Below are 15,971 nucleotides of genomic sequence, written 5' to 3' on the forward strand. Positions count from 1 at the left end.
AGTTATTTGGTGCCAACGAAGAATAAGGAAATCGGTCTTGCCATTGTCGGCTGCGGCACGATCGGCCGCATCCGGGCCGAAATTGCACGCGCCTATCCCGGTGTCGGCTGGATCGGCCTTTGCGACATCAAGTCGGATATCGGCCAGAAGCTTGCCGACGATGTCCAGGCGGACTTTTTCACGACAGATTTCAGAGAATTGCTTGTCCGGCCGGAAATCACCGCAACGATCATTGCGACGGATGAGAACTTTCATTTCGAACCGACCATGCTGGCCATCCAGCATGGGCATGATCTCTTCATCGAAAAACCGCTGGCAACCGATGCCCGCCAGTCCGCGCAGATCCTGGCGGCGATCGAAGAAGCCGGTGTCGATGCCGTCATCGGCTACACGCAGCGTTTCCGCCGCCGCTTCCTGGCAATCAAGGAGCGCCTGATCACCGGACAGATCGGCGATGTTCATTCGGTCGTCACGCGCGCGTTCATGAACCGCATGGTGCCGATCGCGACCGTGCAGCGGACGCAGGAACGCGCCACCCTCACGCCGATGGTCGTCTCCGGCACACACAGCCTCGACATGTCGCTGTGGCTTCTGGAAGGCAAGAAACCGGTCAGCGTCTACGCCCGCTCGACGGACAAGGTCCTTGGCGCCTGGGGCACGAAAGATTCCACGTTCGGCATCTTTACCATGGATGACGGCACGATCTTTTCCATGAACATCTCCTGGGCGTTGCCGGAAGTCTGGCCGGGTGCCGTTTACGGCATCGAGATCGGTATCGTCGGGTCGGAAGGTGTCATCGATATCGAGGACACGCACCGCGACCTGGTCATGGCAACCAATGTCGCGCAGGGCGCCGGATATGCGCCGGAAGGCTACAAGGCGCCGGACCGGCACGTTGACTTCTTGACCAGCTACCCGCCGGGCGACCTGCATCTCGGCCAGCTGTGGGGACCGATGCGTGAGGAGACCAACGCCTGGTACCAGCGGCTTTACGCCGGCCTCGACACGCCGCACGCAACCGCACAGGACGGTCACCGCAACCTGCTGCTGACCATGGCAATGGATCTTTCCGCCAAGCGAGGCGAAGCAGTGGCGTTGCCACCGGACCCGGCCGAATTGATGGCGGAACTCGCCTGAGGAGAAAGACCATGACCATCACGATCAGGTTCGGCGGGTACCAGGGTGACAAATCCGTCCATACAAGAGGCGGAAGAGCGCTTGTCGAAGCGCTCAAACGCACAAGTGGTGGCGCTGCATCCATCGACTTCGACGAAAACATAGTCATCCGCGGCCACAAGGCCGCGGATCTTTTGTCTATGACCGAAGAAGGAACGCTCGACGGTTGCTACTTCTCTTCGAGTTATCTGGCAAAACGCGTGCCCGAGCTCGGATTGTTCGATCAGCATTTCGTCGTTCCTGACCGCCGCAGGGCCTATGCGGTGCTCGATGGGGCGCTTGGCGAGCGGCTGAAGACAAAGGTCTCGGAGGCGACCGGTTACACAGTGCTTGGGTACTGGGACAACGGTTTGCGCCACATTTCGAGCCGGGCACCGATCCGGGTACCCGGTGACTGCACCGGTCTCAAGCTTAGAACGCTTGCCAACAAGGATCATCAGCGGGTCTTTCGCGCGCTCGGTTTCGATCCAAAGGCCATCGACGTCCGCGACCTGCCGGCGGCAGTAGAAGACGGCACAGTCGACGCGCAGGAAAATCCGCTGACAAACATCTACAATTTCGGTCTGCACAAGACCCACCGCAGCATCACGCTGTCACGCCACCTGCTGGGTGTCGCTCTGGTCCTTTTCCGGACCAAAACGGTGGAAAGCTGGCCGGATGACATCCGCCTTGCGGTGGAAAAAGCCGTTGCCGAAGCAACTCTGGCACAGCGCCGATTTGCCGAGGAAGACGATCAGATCTGCCGCGACGCGCTGGAAGCAGAGGGCGTTGAAATCATCGACCTGAGCGAAGAGGAGCGTGCCAGGTTTGCCTCCACCTGCAGAGGGGAAGTCGATACGACCCGCAGGGCCTTTGATGCCGAGCTAATCTCGTTGTTTGACAAGGAGTTAGATGCAGCATGAGCACTATTCGTGTTCTGCATTCGTCTACTCAAAGTTAGCATTTCGGATCAATTTGGCGGGTCGTTAGTCTGGTGCTTATGGAAGGAAAAAGCACAGATGAATCCTGTTAACAGACGTATCGACCCGGAAGTGATTGTCTCGGCAGTCCTGGGAGTGGCGTCGGCCCTGTCGATCGTCTTTATGTCGGCTCTGGTGGCACCACCGAAGGTACTCTTCGGCCGGTCGCTCACGGCCATCTCGCCGACCTTGTTTCCTTACCTCGTCCTGACTGGGCTGGTCCTTCTCAACCTTCTGTTTCTGTATCGTTGCAAGGTGCGGCCCGAAGGCTTCTGGTCCGAACCTGTCTATGCCGAACAAAGCAGCATCCGGGGCCTGCTGCTTTTCGCGATCATGCTGTTTTATGCGCTCACCATGGCACCGCTTGGATTTTTGATCTCAAGCGTCCTGACCCTCGCCATGATCACGATTCTTGTCGGCAATCGCAGCCCCTGGCAGATCGCGCTCGTTTCGTTCCTCCCTCCGGTCGTGCTCTATCTCGGCGCCACCCGCCTGCTTGCGGTCGCGTTGCCCGAACTGTCGCCGATCGAGTTTTTCTACGCCTACATCCTTGGTGAAAGCGGCGGCAACGGGGGAGCAGCCCAATGATCGAGCAGTTCGCTCAAGGGTTTGAAATGGCCTTCCGGCTGGACACGATTGTGTTCATTTGCCTTGGTCTGTTTGGCGGCATGCTGGTTGGTGCGCTGCCCGGGTTTACCACCCTGATGGCGATGGCCATTCTCCTGCCGATCTCCTTCTTCCTCGATCCGCTGGTGGGCATCCCGTTCCTGCTGGGCATCTATAAGGGCGGCATGTTCGGCGGTAGCGTACCGGCGATCCTGGTATCGATGCCGGGAACTGGTGCGGCGGTCGCAACGACCCTCGACGGCTACCAGCTCACCAAGAAGGGCCAGTCGCGCAAGGCGCTCGATACTGCGCTGGTCTCTTCGGCCTTCGGCGACACGTTCTCCGACATTTTCACGCTTGTGATGATCTTTCCGATCGCGTTGCTCGTCATGCAGTTCGGCCCACCGGAGATCTTCGCGGTACTGCTCATGTCGCTGGTGATCATCGCGGTGACAACCGGCGGAAACGTTCTGAAAAGCCTGATCATGATGCTGCTTGGCATCTGGCTTTCCTTCATCGGCACCGACCCGCTCGGCGGCGTTGAACGCTTTACCTTCGGCCTGTTCGATCTGAAATCGGGGATTCCGCTCCTTCCGATGCTGATCGGCGTTTTCGCCATCCCAGAGATCGTCAATGTGGTGATGCGCTCGACGCAGGGGCAGGCGCTTGCCGCTGTTGTGGGCGACCGCCTGAAATGGTCTGAATTCAAACGGATCTTCCGCACCCTGTGCCGCTCCTGTGTCATTGGAACGAGCATCGGCATCATTCCGGGTCTCGGGCAGGTTGTTGCCGCCATGATGGGCTACACGGCGGCCAAGAACGCGTCAAAGACACCTGAGAATTTCGGCAAGGGTGAGATCGAGGGGGTTGCTGCGGCGGAGTCGGCGAACAACGCCGTCAACGGCCCGACGCTTGTGCCGCTGCTGACACTCGGAATTCCGGGCGACAACGTGACCGCGATCCTGCTCGGCGCCTTTGTTGCACAGGGCCTGCGTCCCGGACCGCAACTCTTCGAGGAACAGGGCGCGACGGTGTTTGCGATCCTGATCGCCATGGTTCTGGCGAACCTCTTGTTCCTGGTCATCGGCTACCTGTCGGTGCCGTTTTTCGCGCGCCTGGTGACCCTGAAAAACTCGATCCTTGTGCCGGTCGTGATCATGTTCGCCTTTGCCGGCGCCTTCGTGTTCCGTTCCGATTCCATCGATCTCCTGATGCTGGTCGGCTTCGGCGCCTTCGGCCTGATCGCACGGGCAGCGCGGTTTGATGTCATGCCGATGGTGATGGGCTTCATTCTGGGGCCGCCGATGGAATACGCCTTCGGCCAGACGGTCGCGATGGCGAACAATGCTCCGTTCGCCTTCCTGTTCACCGAGCGGCAGGGAATGCTTTTCGTTCTGATCCTCATTCCGGTCATTGCCTTCATCCTTTGGAGGAGGATGAAGAGGATGGCCACGGGCTAGCTACCCATTGAGGAACAAGGAGGCCGCGTCTGCATCGTCCGCTGGCTCTCCAACACCTTCAATCGATGCATACGGAGGAGGAAGTAATGTTCAAGAAGCTATGGAAAGGCGCGGTTTTTGCGGCCGCAGCGACCCTTGCGGGCGCAGTCTCGCCGGCTCTGGCAGAATATCCGGAAAAGCCGGTGACGATGGTCATTCCGCTCGGTGCCGGCGGGTCGCATGACCTTAATGCCCGTGTCATCACCTCGACGATCCCGTCGTTCCTGAACCAGGCGATGATCGTTCGCTTGACGCCCGGTGCTGGCGGCCAGAAGGGAACCCAGGAAGTCGCCAATTCCAATTCGGACGGCTATACGCTCCTGTTCAGCCACAACTACATCGACATGCTGCAGCAGCACGTTGAGAACCTGCCCTACAATCCGATGGAAGACTTCGTTCCGGTCGCCCGCATCAACTATGCGCCGATCGCCGTCGTTGTCAGGGCTGACAGCCCCTATCAGACCTTCGAGGAACTGATCACGGCAGCAAAAGAAAAGCCGGGTGAAATCCGCATGGCCCATTCCGGCAACTGGGGCGCGCTGTTCGTTCCCGCTGCGCAGATCATGAAAGCGCGTGACGCTTATTTCAACATGGTTCCCTATCAGGGTGGCGGCCCGGCTATGCAGGCGCTTTTGTCCGGTGACGCGGACCTGACCATGGGCTTCCCGTCGACGCTTTCTTCCCTGCTGGCGTCAGGTGACGTTCGGGTTCTGGCAACCGCCGGTGCAGAGCGGATCTATCCTGACGTTCCGACATTCGGCGAAGTTGGTGTTGAAGGCGATGTCGGCTTCATGCACCGCGTCGTGCTGGCTCCGGCTGGAACGCCGCCGGAAGTTCTGGAAAAGCTGGAAGCCTCTTTCGCGTCTCTTCTGGAGGACAAGACCTACAATCGCATGATGTCCCGCCTTGGCGAGAACGTCGATTACATGTCCGGCGCCGACTACCAGAAAATGCGCGAAGAACAGGCTGAGGCCTACAAGGACCTGGTCGCTTCGATCACGCAGTAAGGTGAGCACCGGCCGGCATCGTGCCGGCCGGTCAAGACCACTGGAACGCATCCATGACCCCCTGTCCGGCGGGGGCAAAGGGATTGGTTTGTCTCGCGCGGAAAGGGATCCGGCATGAGAATTAAGGAAAAACAGATCTGGACCTTCCGGGTCAGCGGACATCAGGAAACAGGGACCAAATCTGTCGTTCGTGCTCGCGACGTCGAAATGGTAATCGACGAGCCGATCGAACGCGGCGGCACCAATCTCGGACCCATGCCGGTCGAGACCATGATTGCCGGTCTGGTTGGCTGTACGCACGTCATTTCAAACAAGCTCGCCAGGGCAAATGATGTCGACATCACCGAGATGGATATCGACGTCGTCACCACGATGGACAGCCGCGGCACACGCCTTGTCGAGCCGATCGACGTGCCGTTTCCGGACGTGAAAATCTCGATCACGGCACAAATGAACGGGACCGATGAGGGCATCGCCGCCGTCGTTGAAAAGCTGCGTCATCATTGTGCGGTTTCGAAGATGCTGCAGATGTCGGGCAGCCGGGTGACCGAGGCATGGACGATAAACGGTCGAAGCTGGGGGGCAGAGGCCGCCTGACCGGTTTCGGCTGAACAGGCCGGTCCGGCAAAGCACCGGGCCGGTCTGGCATCCAAATCGGCATTATCCTGCTTTGCGGTCGACCTTTGGAACTCCAGTCTCGTCGGCCAGACCGTCAAGCACGGCAAGAAGTGCCGGAGGAATTGGGATGCCTTTGGCACTGCGTTCTCGGCGCGTTGCCTCGAGCCGTTCGCCGGGCAGCCGGATGTCGTCAACGCCGGGAAGACGCTCCGACGATTTCATCTCGTCCCAGACCGCGTCAATCGAGGTCTTGAAGGCGGCAGGGTCCATGAAGGCGGCGATATTGAGCATGAGGATGAATTGACCGGTATTGGTTTGCGTTACCGAATCCGCGTTGAAATCAACCACGTTGCGGCCAAAGGCGGCACCGTTGAGAACGCCTGCCAAAATACCGAATACCAGCGAAAGCCCGTACCCCTTTGGCCCGCCAATGGGCAGCAGAAAACCCTCGGCGGATCTCTTCGGATCGAGAAGGGGTTTGCCTTCGCGATCGATCATCCAGCCCTCGGGCATCATCTCGCCCCGTTGTGCGGCTGTCTTAACCTTGCCGTAGGCGGCAACAGTGGTGGCCATGTCGAGAATGATCGGCGGACGCTTCGCTGCCGGGATCGCGACGGCGATCGGGTTGGTGGAAAGCAGCATGTCCGTTCCACCCCAGGGCGGCATGTGGTTGGCACTGCCGACCGCCACATAGAGCCCGATCATGTCTTCGGGAAGCGCCTTCATCGCATAAAGGGAGGCGGGTCCTGCGTGGTTCGAATTCCGCGATCCGACCCAGGCAACGCCGGTCTGCCGCGCCTTGTCGACCGCAAGATCGGCGGCATGGTTCATCACCAGGTGACCCATGGCATTGTCGCCGTCGACAACCGCGCTGGCCGGATAGTCTTCTGCAAGCGAAAAGGCCGGCGATGGATTGATGCCCCCTGCCCGGATGCGCTTCACATATTGCGCAAGCCGAAAAACGCCGTGACCGTCCTGGCCGATAAGATCGGCCGTCGTCATCAGACCTGCAACGATGCCCGCATCTTGGACGGTAAGGCCATTTGCCTCAAGGATGCCGGAAATAAAGCTCTCAAGCGCTGCTCCAGTTACGCGTGTCTCAGACATCCACCTGTTCCACCATTGTTTCCGTTCCAAAAAAGGATGAAGTCGTGTCCACCGTGATCACCTACAAGGATATCAAGCCCTTCCAGCGCGGAGACGGTGTCGAGACCCGGCTCCTGATCGGCAAATCGGTCAGTGACAGCGCACCGTTCACCACCGGAACGACTGTGTTTCCTCCCGGCTGCAGTGCCCCGATGCACTACCACAACTGCGATGAACAGGTCACGATCCTGGAAGGCGAGGCTGAAGCCAGTATCGGAGGCGTCATTCACAATCTGGTGGAAGGTGACACGGCTTTCGCTGAAGCCGAGTCCCCACACTATTTCAAGAACACCGGCGAAGGCCGCCTTGTCATTATGTGGATCTATGGCGCGCGCGACGTGACGCGCACCTTTGTCGAAACCGGAGAAACCGTGGCGCATCTTTCGTCGGGCGACCAAGTCTAAATCAAACCTGCTTTGCCGGCTAAGCCAGCGAGCTCAGCGACACGTTCAGCGTTGTTCTTCGCAAGCGTGCCATCTTTGTTCCAGAGCGAGTTCTCGAACCCGATGCGGGCCTTGCCGCCAAGTTCGAGAGCTCTCAGGAGGCAGTCGGTTTCCTCGCGGCCGAAGGCGCACAGCATCCAGTCGAACGAATGACGCCCGGCAAGGTCCATCATCGGCTCGATGAAGGGTTCAATATCCTCCGGACGGCTGACTTTGCTGCCATCGTAGGAGCCAAGAACCAGTTGCACCTGATGCGACGTCCCTGGAACAATTCCTTCTTCGACAAGGCCGACAAGGCGCTTCAGCTCGTCTTGCGCGTAGCAGATATGCTGGATCGAGACGCCGTTGTCGTGGGCCCAGTGATAGGTTTCCCGGGCAGCCGGGAGCGTTTCCGTATCGGGTAGAAATTCCCTGACGGCGACGGAGACAGACTTGGGTCGCATCGCCCTTATCAGGTCTCTCTGGTCGGCTGCGCTGAAGCGTCCGGCTGTTTCGCTGGTAATCTGAACGAACCAGCCGGGAAGCGCTTCTGTGAGGCGTTCGATGACCTCCGCATATCTCCCGGCATCGAGACTGTGCAGGCCTTCGTCGTCCCGGACGTGGGCGTGGACACCACCCGCGCCTACTGCAGCACACGCAAGGCAGGTCTCAACCAGCTCGTCAATGCTCATTGGCAGGGCAGGATGGGCGGACTTGTCCCGGCGCGCGCCGTTCGGCGCGACGAGAATTTTGGGTAGTTCGGTCATTTATACATTCAGGTGGATGGTTTCGCGGGTCTCGGCAGATTGCGCAATTGCTTCAAGAACTTCAATATTGTGGATCATTTCCTGGTGGGAAAACCGGTAGGGCTGGCGCCCCAGGCATGCATCCTTGAAGGCTTCCAGGTTTTTGACGACCGCGTCGGTCCATTCGTAGACAGTTTCCTTCAGCGGCTCTCCGGTCATCGACTCAACATAGCTCACCTTGCCACCGGGTGTATCGGGATGGGTGTCGTTGCGTGCTTCGATCCACCTGTCCGTTCCGAACACATGCATGCGAATGAAATGCGGCGTGTGCAAAATGGCACTCAACGTTGCCGTCATACCTTCCTTGAAGCCGAGCTGGACGGTCACGAGATCTCCGGTTTCCCAGCCGAGCGACCGGTTTGCCGTCATGGCCTGCACGGTCTTGACCGGCCCGAAAAAGGAAATCAGCAGATCTGTCAGATGAATACCCATCGCGGTCATGCCCGCAGCGGGAGAGACGGCCTTGGATGTGCGCCAGTCGCCCGCAGGTACGTTGATCAATTTGTCGTGGCTGAAGGCGGCTTCCGCATGCATGATCTTGCCGAGAGCGCCTTTGTCGATCGCAGCCTTCAGGGCCTCCATAGCCGGTTCGAAACGGCGTTCGTGGCCGATGCCAAGGGTTACTCCCGCATCCTCGCAGGCTTTCACCGAACGGCGTGCACTTTCGCCTGTCAGGCCAAGCGGTTTTTCGCAAAAGACGTGCTTGCCGGCAGCCGCACACTGGTGCACCTGTTCCTCGTGCAACGGATTGGGCGTGGTCAGGACAACAGCATCCACGTCGGGGCGCTTGAGGACGTCTTCGAAGCTGGCGTAGGGCGTCGGCCCGGCATCCCTGATCTGATCATGGACACTCTCATTCGGTTCGATGACAGCGGGCACGGCAAAGCCGTCCGTGAGCTTCAGGCGGTTGACGATATGACGCCCCCACCAACCAAACCCGGCGACCGCGATACAAAACGTTTTATTCTGTATGTTCATAGCTTTGCCCTGCTGACCGGTCTGGTTTTTTGCATTCTTGCAGCGTTTCCCTCCGATAGTTAGTAGAACTTGCGGCCTTCAACGCAACTCATTATCAATGATATTTGCCAACAGAAAAATTGATGGCTTGGGATGAAGCTACAGCAACTCAGATTCTTTGTCGCGGTCTACGAGGAAGGCTCGTTTTCTGCGGCCGCCAATCGTGTCCACGCGACGCAATCGGGTATTTCCATGCAGGTCCGGGAACTGGAAGACCGCTACGGCGTCCAGTTGCTGATCCGCAAGTCGACCGGCGTTACGCCGACTGAAACGGGGCGCTTGTTCTACAAGAAGGCCATCGACGTTCTGCGCTCGGCTGCAGATGCCGACGAGACGTTGAAGCGGGCGTCAGGCACCATGACGGGCCAGGTTCGCGTCGGGCTGATCCCGACGCTGACCCGGAGCGTTCTGTCCGAGGCAATGCTGCGCTTTACCGAAACCTATCCGATGGTGCGCCTGTCGATGGTGGAGGCCTATTCGTTCCAGCTGATTGAATCGGTCGGCCGCGAAGAGCTTGATTTTGCAATCGTTCCGGCTTTTGAAGGTCATGAGAACATTCGTGCGGAGCCCATGGGTACGGATCATGAGTTCCTGGTCGGCGCTCCGGGCACGACGCATCTTCAGCCGGTCAACCTGATTGAGCACGCGCCTCTGCGTTACGTCTTGCCGAGCCCTGCCAATTCCCGACGGCGCCGGATCGACCGCTATTTTGCCAATCACCACATCCGTGTTGACGATATTCTGGAGCTCGATGCCATGTTCGGAACAATCGATCTGGTTGCGCGCTCCGACTGGCACACGATCCTTCCCGGCATCATGTGTGCGGCCGATCTCGACGGGCAGCGCCGGCGGCTTCACCCGCTCGTCGGCCCCGAGCTTACCGTCAGCTACAGCCGTATCGAGCCGGCCGCAAAACCGCTCAACGACGCTGCCCAGGCCTTTTGCGAAATCCTGCAGGACGAACTCACCCGGACCATTGCCGCGACCCGGGAAGCGGCCCGATGCGGAGTTTGAATAACGCAACGCGGATTCAGAATTTTACCCCGGCCTTCAGCTTGACCAACATGCCCCGAAAGTGAGCAGGAGTCCGTTCCTTACGGCTCTGCAGTCAAGGGAGCCAGGGTATGGAACAGATCGAGCTGGGTGTTATCGGTGCAGGTTGGTGCGGCGGCATCCGCATTGAGGCCGCGTCGCGCAATCCGCAGGTCGCGGCCATTCATATTGCTGAAACGCGCAGCGAGCGCCTTCAGGAAATGAAGGATCTCTACGCCCCTGCGACGGCCACGGACAGTTATGAGCAGATCATCGAAAACGGCAACATCTCATCGGTGATCATTTCGGCGACGCCGGAGGATACGCATTATCCGATGGCGAGGGCGGCTCTGTCCGCCGGCAAGCACGTCTTTCTGGAAAAGCCGATTGCGATCACGCTTGCGGAGGCCGACGAACTGGTGGCTCTGTCGAAACAGAACGGCGTCAAGTTCACGATCGGATATTCGCAGCGCTTCAATTACAAATATGCCTATATCCGGGAGAGCCTCCTGAACGGGACCCTGGGCGAACCGGTCTCGGCGTTGGTGAGCCGGCATATCACGCGTAGCCTCGGCAGCAAGATCTCGGGTCGGACCAAGCTGTCTCCGGCCGCCATGGAAGCAACCCACGATCTCGATTTCGTGCTCTGGTGCCTGGAGCCGGCCAAGCCCGTGAAGGTCTATGCCCAGAACGTCTACCGCTACATGAAGGGCAAGGGTGTTGATGCTCCGGATTGCACCTGGATCATCGTCACCATGGACAACGGCATCGCCTTCACCATCGGTGCCGGCTGGATCCTGCCGCTTGGCTATCCGAACTATTCCAGCACCACGCTTGAAATGGTCGGCACCAAGGGCGCGCTGATGGTGGATGACAGCCATAAGGACGTTGTCCTGAACACGGAAGACAACGGCATCCAGTTCCCGATGTCCTCCATGCCCGGGGAGTTTGTCGGCCACGCCTATGCCGGGCCGATGGCACCGGAGACCCATCACTTCATCGACGCTTGTGCACGGGATAAACCTGTTCTGGTGACGGCTGATCAGGCCCGGCAGGTGATGGAAGTCTATATCGCGGCCGATCTGTCGGCCGAGCGCGGTGAACCCGTCAACCTGCCGCTGAACGACGCCAACATCAGTTCGATCATGGCCTGACAATCATTTTCCGAGATGAAACAGTGCCGTCCCGGACGCAGCGCAGCGGAGATCCGGGACCTGTGCCAAATCGGCTTCACTTCTGCGTCCGTACCCTGGACCTAAGCCGGGAACGCGGCCTTCAAACACGCGACGAGCCGTTCGGTGAGAACGCGTGGCGGGCTGCCTCGGCGCTGGATGATGCCGTAGGAAAGCTGGATCGGCGTTGCCAACGGGCGGATGATCAGCCGGTCCTTGAGCATGTCCGCCACCACCTTGTGAATGATTGCGACACCGGCATTTGCGGCAACAAGATTGGCCACAAGCACGGTTGAATCCGTCTCGCAAACCGAGCTGAGCCGAACGCCCGCGCTGCTGAGTGCTTCCTCGAGCCGGTAGCGCAGGATCGTGTGTGTGGCGATGCTGATGAGGCGCTCGTCAGCCAGATCTTCAAACGTAATCTGCTGCCTGTCTTCCAACCGGTGGCCGGGCGGCAGGACGCACACTGTTTCCTCCTGACAGAGCGGCTCGATATGCAGTCCGTCATCCGAAAGCGGCAGGGTCACAAGGCCAAGATCGCATTTGCCGTTGATAACAAGCGACTGGACCTCCGACCTCGGCTTCAGGTCGACTTTCAGATGAACATTCGGGTTCTCGTCGAGAAATCGGCGCAGCGGTTTCGGCGTCATGCAGGTGCCGATTGCGGGCATGGCCGCGATGCGGACCGTGCGCGTGCTGAGCTGCCGGATGTTGCGCGACATCAGGTTGATACGCTCAATTTCGGCGAGGATACGTTCGGCGATTTCAGAAAAATCCAAACCTTCCGGCGTCAGGGTCAGGCCGGCCCCTTGCCGGTCAAACAGCTGATAACCGATGTCTTCTTCAAGCTGGAGGATGAGGCGGCTGGCGGTCGATTGGGTGACACCGATCCGATCGGCGGCCAGCGTGGTCGAGCCGGTATCGCGCACGGCGCGGAAGGCTTCCAGTTGCCGGAAATTCATGGGTACGCCTTTTTCCGTTGCCGGCAGGCAGATCTGCTGAGCTGTGCCGAATAGGTTTTATTCGGCACAAGCGCTTGAAAATGCAAGGCGAGATTTCGAAACACTCTGTTGCAAATGGCGATCACCCAAGGGGTCTGTTAGCTCGCTGGTGGGGCACCGATGGCGTCGGGATGTGCATCCTGGAAGGCTTTCAGCGCGTTGGCAGCGTCTCTTGCTTCCAGCGTTCGGGTGAAACCGGATATGTCGACGCCCCATCGATCGGCATTATAGAGCTGCGGTATCAGGCAGCAGTCGGCCATGGTCGGTTGACTGCCGAGGCAAAACGGCCCGTCGCTTGCCGCCAGTAACATCTCGAATGCAGACAGACCCTTGGAAATGAAATGCCGCATCCATTCAGCCTTGACCTCGTCGCCGCCACCGGTGAGTTCGACGACATGCTGGGCGACGCCAAGATTGCAGACGGGGTGGATTTCCATGGCAATCGCATCGGAAAGCTGACGCACTTTGAACTGGCCGTCGACACTGTCTGGCAGAAGACCTGAGCCTGGGGTGGTTGCATGCAGATATTCGATAATGGCCAGGGACTGAGTGAGCGTTTTGCCGTCGATCTGGAGCGTCGGCAAAATCCCCTGCGGGTTCTCTACAAGGTAAGCTTCCGAGCGGTGCGCTCCGGTCAGAAGATTGACCGGCCGGTGCTCGGTCGGAATTTGCAAAAGGTTCAGCGCAATCCGCACCCGATAGCTGGCCGAAGACCGCCAGTAGTCGAAAAGTATTGCCGTCCGCTCCATCAGGTCCTCCGGTTGATCCGAACCATCAAGTGATAGACCGTGGAGGAGGCTCCGCGCAATGGCGCACAATCTCAGACAGGTGTCTTGATGGGTGTGGAGCTCACCCAGAGTTCAACGGACTCTTCCTCGCCCAGCACCTTCGAGTAATGCGGCATCACATATTCGGGCGTCCGGCTTTCCATCATCTATTTGAAGGAGAGCCGGCTTGCTCGTGACAAAAGTGGCGTGTCTGATCAATACCAGAAACCCTGGCGGCGCCAGATTGTGAAATGCCCGCGAACAGGCGGCGCAGGTGTGCCACCGTCGATGGTGAATTCCCGTCCGCCGTTGATGCCCTTGCCGTTGGTCTGCCTGAGGGTCACCCATTCATTGCACTGGGGCCCCCCGCTGGAGCTTTGGCAAAAATCGATGCGTGCGCGTTTGTCATCGATCTGCTCCCAGACCCAGTCGACGATCGCCACATGGCCGTTCCAGACCATGAAGTCGAGCGGTTTGACTTCACTGATTTCGTCGATGTTGATCTTGCAGACCCTTTGCGGATATTTCCGCGGCGACACGCCGTAGTACTTGTCCCACTCGCCGACCCAGATGAGAAAATTCGCAACAAAACCAATGCAATCCATGCCAAAAAAGCGATCCTGGACCATCTCCTGAAGAGCAGCCCGGTCAGACATCTTGTCGAAATAGATTTGCTTGATCTTTCCCTTTTGCTCGACGTCCTTTGAGCCATCTTTGTTGGCCCGGCCACAGACCTCGACCTTGTATTTGTCGAGAAGGTCCTTGTGCTTGAGCATGAAATTCCAGATCTCGATGAAGGCCTTGTCGTTTCCCTGGCCCTTCAGGGCGAGATCGATCGCGCGACCCCCAACACTCCGGTTCAAGTTTTCGCCGTACTCATTCTTGATCCAGCGAAAGTTCTTGTAAAAACTGTGCGCACTGTCGTTGCCGCCGTTGCCGCGGTCCTTGCACAGGTACTGGTTGAGCGCGACCGGGCCGGCGCTGGTCGGCAGTCCGGGCTTGGTCAAAAGGTTCACGTATTCAAACGGCAGGTGAAATGCTTCAGCCACGTTCAGTCTCCATGAATCGAATTTGTATTGGCAACCGCTAACGAAGTTGTCCGGATCACTTTGCCTGCAAAAAAGGCTATGAGTGGCGTTGTCTAATGAGGCTCGCAATGCCCTCTTCCAACGCCATTTCTGCAATGGAAAGAAGCTAACACAAATTGCCTGTTACAATGTGTCTGTGGGCGGGCAATTTTGTATCAAGTGTAACAGCCGCCGCGGGTGATGCGGTCTGAAACGGAAAGGTTAAGACAAGCCCCGGCCATGCTCGCGCCGCCGGACGATGCGGGATGTCGCTCGGCTGTCTTCGCAGAAGGACTAGCCGCGTTTGAAGAGGCTCATGACAGTGCCGTCGGCGAGGGCCTCCGACTTCTGCAGTTTAAGCTTCAACGGGCGCGCACCGCTCTCAAAAAGGCGCTTGCCCGACCCAAGGACGACAGGGAACGTCCAGATCCTGAATTCGTCAATAAGGCCTTCGGCGAGTAGAAACTGGATCAACTGCCAGCTTCCATGAACTTGCAGCAGCGGGCCATCCTCGTGCTTCAGTTTCGCAATTTCTCGTGTCAGGTCACCCGAGACAGCCTGCGAGTTGTTCCAGGTCAGACCGGACGTGGACGATGTCACGACATATTTCCTGGCCGCTGTCATCATGTCCGCGATCGGATCGTCATCGGTATCCGGCCAATGCCCGGCGAAGAGATCGTAAGTCTTGCGGCCGAATAGCATATCGTAGGGCATGGCCATGGCTTCCCGCTGAACCTGTTCCATTACGCCTTCCCAGAAGGGAGCGGCCCAGCCTCCCAGGTCGAAGCTGCGCGAGCGGTCTTCATCCGGCATGCTGGGCGCCTGCATCACACCGTCAAGAGTGACGAAGGTCAGAATTGCAAGGTCTCTCATCGATCGAACTCCTTTGCGAGGAAGGCTTCGAATTGGGTCAGGGTTCCCTCCCAGCCATCGGCATGTATCGTGCAGGCAATGTCCGTCGGGATGCCCTCATGGAAAATGACGACTTCGGTGCCGCCTGCCTCCTCCAGAAACCGGAATGTCACTTTCATCGGCACGTTTTCCAGTGGGTCCGGAGCCTGCCAAATCCACGTCATGACGATCAGCCGGGGGCGGTCGATGCGCTCAAAGACGCCTGCGACAACCGGGTGGCGGCCGTCCGGCATGGCGTATCTGAGCTTGAAACAACCGGTCTCGAAGAAATCGTATTCCAGCGCCTCGACGGTTATGTCGGGGTTGGGTGTAAACCAGCTTGTCATAGAGGCCGCACTCGAAAACGCGTCGAAGATCCTGTCCTGCGACGCATTGATCGTGCGGCGAACGACAAGTGGTATCAACGACTGGGTCATTCCCCGTTCTCCTCGACGTCCGATGCACCGACAAAGTCCTCCAATTGCTGAAGTGTGCCTTGCCAGAAGGTGCGGTGTCTGGAAATCCAGTTTTCCGCTTCCTCAAGGGGCGCTGTTTCCAAATGAAAGTTGTGCATGCGCCCGCTGATTTCCCGCCGGACCAATCCGGCTTTTTCAAGCACCTTCAGATGTTTGGAGATCGTCGGTTGCGCCACGTTGAACGGTTTCCTCAGATCATTTGCTGACAGCGCGCCATTTCTGGCCAGCATGGAAATCATCTCACGCCGCGTGCCATCGCCGAGCGCATGGAAGAACCTGTCCATGGGATTTTGATATTGTATAGCCATA

The 15,971-nt window shown here is 58.6% G+C and carries 18 protein-coding genes; 9 read left to right on the forward strand and 9 right to left on the reverse strand.

The annotated features are described in order from the left end of the window. Positions 1–9 precede the first annotated feature (9 nt). From RBB47_RS23675 to RBB47_RS23700, 6 genes are all read left to right on the forward strand, one after another. On the forward strand, positions 10–1,137 hold the full coding sequence (locus RBB47_RS23675; RefSeq protein ID WP_305988375.1) for a Gfo/Idh/MocA family protein: 1,128 nt from the start codon (positions 10–12) through the stop codon (positions 1,135–1,137). Between the two features lie 11 nt (positions 1,138–1,148). Next, positions 1,149–2,078, forward strand: coding sequence for a TRAP transporter substrate-binding protein (locus tag RBB47_RS23680; RefSeq protein ID WP_305988376.1), 930 nt, complete (start codon positions 1,149–1,151; stop codon positions 2,076–2,078). Between the two features lie 96 nt (positions 2,079–2,174). After that, the gene (locus RBB47_RS23685) at positions 2,175–2,723 is read left to right on the forward strand and encodes a tripartite tricarboxylate transporter TctB family protein (RefSeq protein WP_305988377.1); all 549 of its coding nucleotides are present in this window, start codon (positions 2,175–2,177) and stop codon (positions 2,721–2,723) included. Continuing rightward, positions 2,720–4,201, forward strand: coding sequence for a tripartite tricarboxylate transporter permease (locus tag RBB47_RS23690; RefSeq protein WP_305988378.1), 1,482 nt, complete (start codon positions 2,720–2,722; stop codon positions 4,199–4,201). Before RBB47_RS23685 ends, RBB47_RS23690 begins: the two co-directional genes overlap by 4 nt. 86 nt (positions 4,202–4,287) lie before the next feature. Further along, the gene (locus tag RBB47_RS23695; protein WP_305988379.1) at positions 4,288–5,247 is read left to right on the forward strand and encodes a tripartite tricarboxylate transporter substrate binding protein; all 960 of its coding nucleotides are present in this window, start codon (positions 4,288–4,290) and stop codon (positions 5,245–5,247) included. Positions 5,248–5,361: 114 nt separating this feature from the next. Continuing rightward, positions 5,362–5,844, forward strand: a complete 483-nt coding sequence (locus tag RBB47_RS23700; protein WP_305988380.1) for an OsmC family protein — start codon at positions 5,362–5,364, stop codon at positions 5,842–5,844. A 63-nt stretch (positions 5,845–5,907) separates the two neighbouring features. On the opposite strand, the gene RBB47_RS23705 is transcribed toward RBB47_RS23700, so the two are convergent. Then, the gene (locus RBB47_RS23705) at positions 5,908–6,972 is read right to left on the reverse strand and encodes an Ldh family oxidoreductase (RefSeq protein WP_305988381.1); all 1,065 of its coding nucleotides are present in this window, start codon (positions 6,970–6,972) and stop codon (positions 5,908–5,910) included. Positions 6,973–7,016: 44 nt separating this feature from the next. Here RBB47_RS23705 and RBB47_RS23710 point away from each other — a divergent pair, with 44 nt between their 5' ends. Next, positions 7,017–7,415, forward strand: coding sequence for a cupin domain-containing protein (locus RBB47_RS23710; RefSeq protein WP_305988382.1), 399 nt, complete (start codon positions 7,017–7,019; stop codon positions 7,413–7,415). On the opposite strand, the gene RBB47_RS23715 is transcribed toward RBB47_RS23710, so the two are convergent. Both RBB47_RS23715 and RBB47_RS23720 read right to left on the reverse strand, forming a co-directional pair. After that, complete coding sequence (locus RBB47_RS23715; protein ID WP_305988383.1) at positions 7,412–8,200, reverse strand: 3-keto-5-aminohexanoate cleavage protein; 789 nt, start codon at positions 8,198–8,200, stop codon at positions 7,412–7,414. The genes RBB47_RS23710 and RBB47_RS23715 overlap by 4 nt on opposite strands. Further along, positions 8,201–9,217, reverse strand: a complete 1,017-nt coding sequence (locus RBB47_RS23720; protein ID WP_305988384.1) for a Gfo/Idh/MocA family protein — start codon at positions 9,215–9,217, stop codon at positions 8,201–8,203. Between the two features lie 132 nt (positions 9,218–9,349). Here RBB47_RS23720 and RBB47_RS23725 point away from each other — a divergent pair, with 132 nt between their 5' ends. Both RBB47_RS23725 and RBB47_RS23730 read left to right on the forward strand, forming a co-directional pair. Continuing rightward, on the forward strand, positions 9,350–10,270 hold the full coding sequence (locus RBB47_RS23725) for a LysR family transcriptional regulator (protein ID WP_305988385.1): 921 nt from the start codon (positions 9,350–9,352) through the stop codon (positions 10,268–10,270). 110 nt (positions 10,271–10,380) lie between these two features. Further along, the gene (locus RBB47_RS23730) at positions 10,381–11,442 is read left to right on the forward strand and encodes a Gfo/Idh/MocA family protein (RefSeq protein WP_305988386.1); all 1,062 of its coding nucleotides are present in this window, start codon (positions 10,381–10,383) and stop codon (positions 11,440–11,442) included. Between the two features lie 101 nt (positions 11,443–11,543). Here the strand turns inward: RBB47_RS23730 and RBB47_RS23735 are convergent, their stop codons facing one another. The 6 genes from RBB47_RS23735 to RBB47_RS23760 all read right to left on the reverse strand — a co-directional run bounded on the left by RBB47_RS23735 (position 11,544) and on the right by RBB47_RS23760 (position 15,946). Next, entirely contained in the window at positions 11,544–12,422 is an 879-nt protein-coding gene (locus tag RBB47_RS23735) for a LysR family transcriptional regulator (RefSeq protein WP_305988387.1), read from the reverse strand. Positions 12,423–12,559: 137 nt separating this feature from the next. After that, positions 12,560–13,210 (reverse strand): maleylacetoacetate isomerase, encoded by a 651-nt coding sequence (gene maiA / locus RBB47_RS23740; RefSeq protein ID WP_305988388.1) that lies wholly within the window; start codon positions 13,208–13,210, stop codon positions 12,560–12,562. Between the two features lie 233 nt (positions 13,211–13,443). Next, positions 13,444–14,277: a hypothetical protein gene (locus RBB47_RS23745; RefSeq protein WP_305988389.1), complete on the reverse strand. Its 834-nt coding sequence runs from the start codon at positions 14,275–14,277 to the stop codon at positions 13,444–13,446. 312 nt (positions 14,278–14,589) lie between these two features. Further along, positions 14,590–15,168 carry a dihydrofolate reductase family protein gene (locus RBB47_RS23750; protein ID WP_305988390.1) on the reverse strand — a complete coding sequence of 193 codons (579 nt, stop codon included), beginning with the start codon at positions 15,166–15,168 and terminating at the stop codon, positions 14,590–14,592. Then, the gene (locus RBB47_RS23755; protein ID WP_305988391.1) at positions 15,165–15,623 is read right to left on the reverse strand and encodes an SRPBCC domain-containing protein; all 459 of its coding nucleotides are present in this window, start codon (positions 15,621–15,623) and stop codon (positions 15,165–15,167) included. The genes RBB47_RS23750 and RBB47_RS23755 overlap by 4 nt, the downstream gene beginning before the upstream one ends. Then, positions 15,620–15,946: a helix-turn-helix transcriptional regulator gene (locus RBB47_RS23760; protein ID WP_305988392.1), complete on the reverse strand. Its 327-nt coding sequence runs from the start codon at positions 15,944–15,946 to the stop codon at positions 15,620–15,622. Before RBB47_RS23760 ends, RBB47_RS23755 begins: the two co-directional genes overlap by 4 nt. Between the last annotated feature and the right edge of the window lie 25 nt (positions 15,947–15,971).

It is taken from the genome of Roseibium sp. MMSF_3544 (assembly GCF_030732845.1).
Lineage (GTDB): Bacteria > Pseudomonadota > Alphaproteobacteria > Rhizobiales > Stappiaceae > Roseibium.

Excerpts from the sequence above, each read along its gene's own strand:
- RBB47_RS23705 (WP_305988381.1), bottom strand. The coding sequence starts at position 6,972 with ATGTCTGAGACACGCGTAACTGGAGCAGCGCTTGAGAGCTTTATTTCC.
- RBB47_RS23755 (WP_305988391.1), bottom strand. The coding sequence starts at position 15,623 with ATGACCCAGTCGTTGATACCACTTGTCGTTCGCCGCACGATCAATGCG.
- RBB47_RS23750 (WP_305988390.1), bottom strand. The coding sequence starts at position 15,168 with ATGAGAGACCTTGCAATTCTGACCTTCGTCACTCTTGACGGTGTGATG.
- RBB47_RS23720 (WP_305988384.1), bottom strand. The coding sequence starts at position 9,217 with ATGAACATACAGAATAAAACGTTTTGTATCGCGGTCGCCGGGTTTGGT.
- RBB47_RS23685 (WP_305988377.1), top strand. The coding sequence starts at position 2,175 with ATGAATCCTGTTAACAGACGTATCGACCCGGAAGTGATTGTCTCGGCA.
- RBB47_RS23730 (WP_305988386.1), top strand. The coding sequence starts at position 10,381 with ATGGAACAGATCGAGCTGGGTGTTATCGGTGCAGGTTGGTGCGGCGGC.
- RBB47_RS23735 (WP_305988387.1), bottom strand. The coding sequence starts at position 12,422 with ATGAATTTCCGGCAACTGGAAGCCTTCCGCGCCGTGCGCGATACCGGC.
- RBB47_RS23715 (WP_305988383.1), bottom strand. The coding sequence starts at position 8,200 with ATGACCGAACTACCCAAAATTCTCGTCGCGCCGAACGGCGCGCGCCGG.
- maiA (WP_305988388.1), bottom strand. The coding sequence starts at position 13,210 with ATGGAGCGGACGGCAATACTTTTCGACTACTGGCGGTCTTCGGCCAGC.
- RBB47_RS23690 (WP_305988378.1), top strand. The coding sequence starts at position 2,720 with ATGATCGAGCAGTTCGCTCAAGGGTTTGAAATGGCCTTCCGGCTGGAC.
- RBB47_RS23700 (WP_305988380.1), top strand. The coding sequence starts at position 5,362 with ATGAGAATTAAGGAAAAACAGATCTGGACCTTCCGGGTCAGCGGACAT.
- RBB47_RS23760 (WP_305988392.1), bottom strand. The coding sequence starts at position 15,946 with ATGGACAGGTTCTTCCATGCGCTCGGCGATGGCACGCGGCGTGAGATG.
- RBB47_RS23725 (WP_305988385.1), top strand. The coding sequence starts at position 9,350 with ATGAAGCTACAGCAACTCAGATTCTTTGTCGCGGTCTACGAGGAAGGC.
- RBB47_RS23695 (WP_305988379.1), top strand. The coding sequence starts at position 4,288 with ATGTTCAAGAAGCTATGGAAAGGCGCGGTTTTTGCGGCCGCAGCGACC.
- RBB47_RS23680 (WP_305988376.1), top strand. The coding sequence starts at position 1,149 with ATGACCATCACGATCAGGTTCGGCGGGTACCAGGGTGACAAATCCGTC.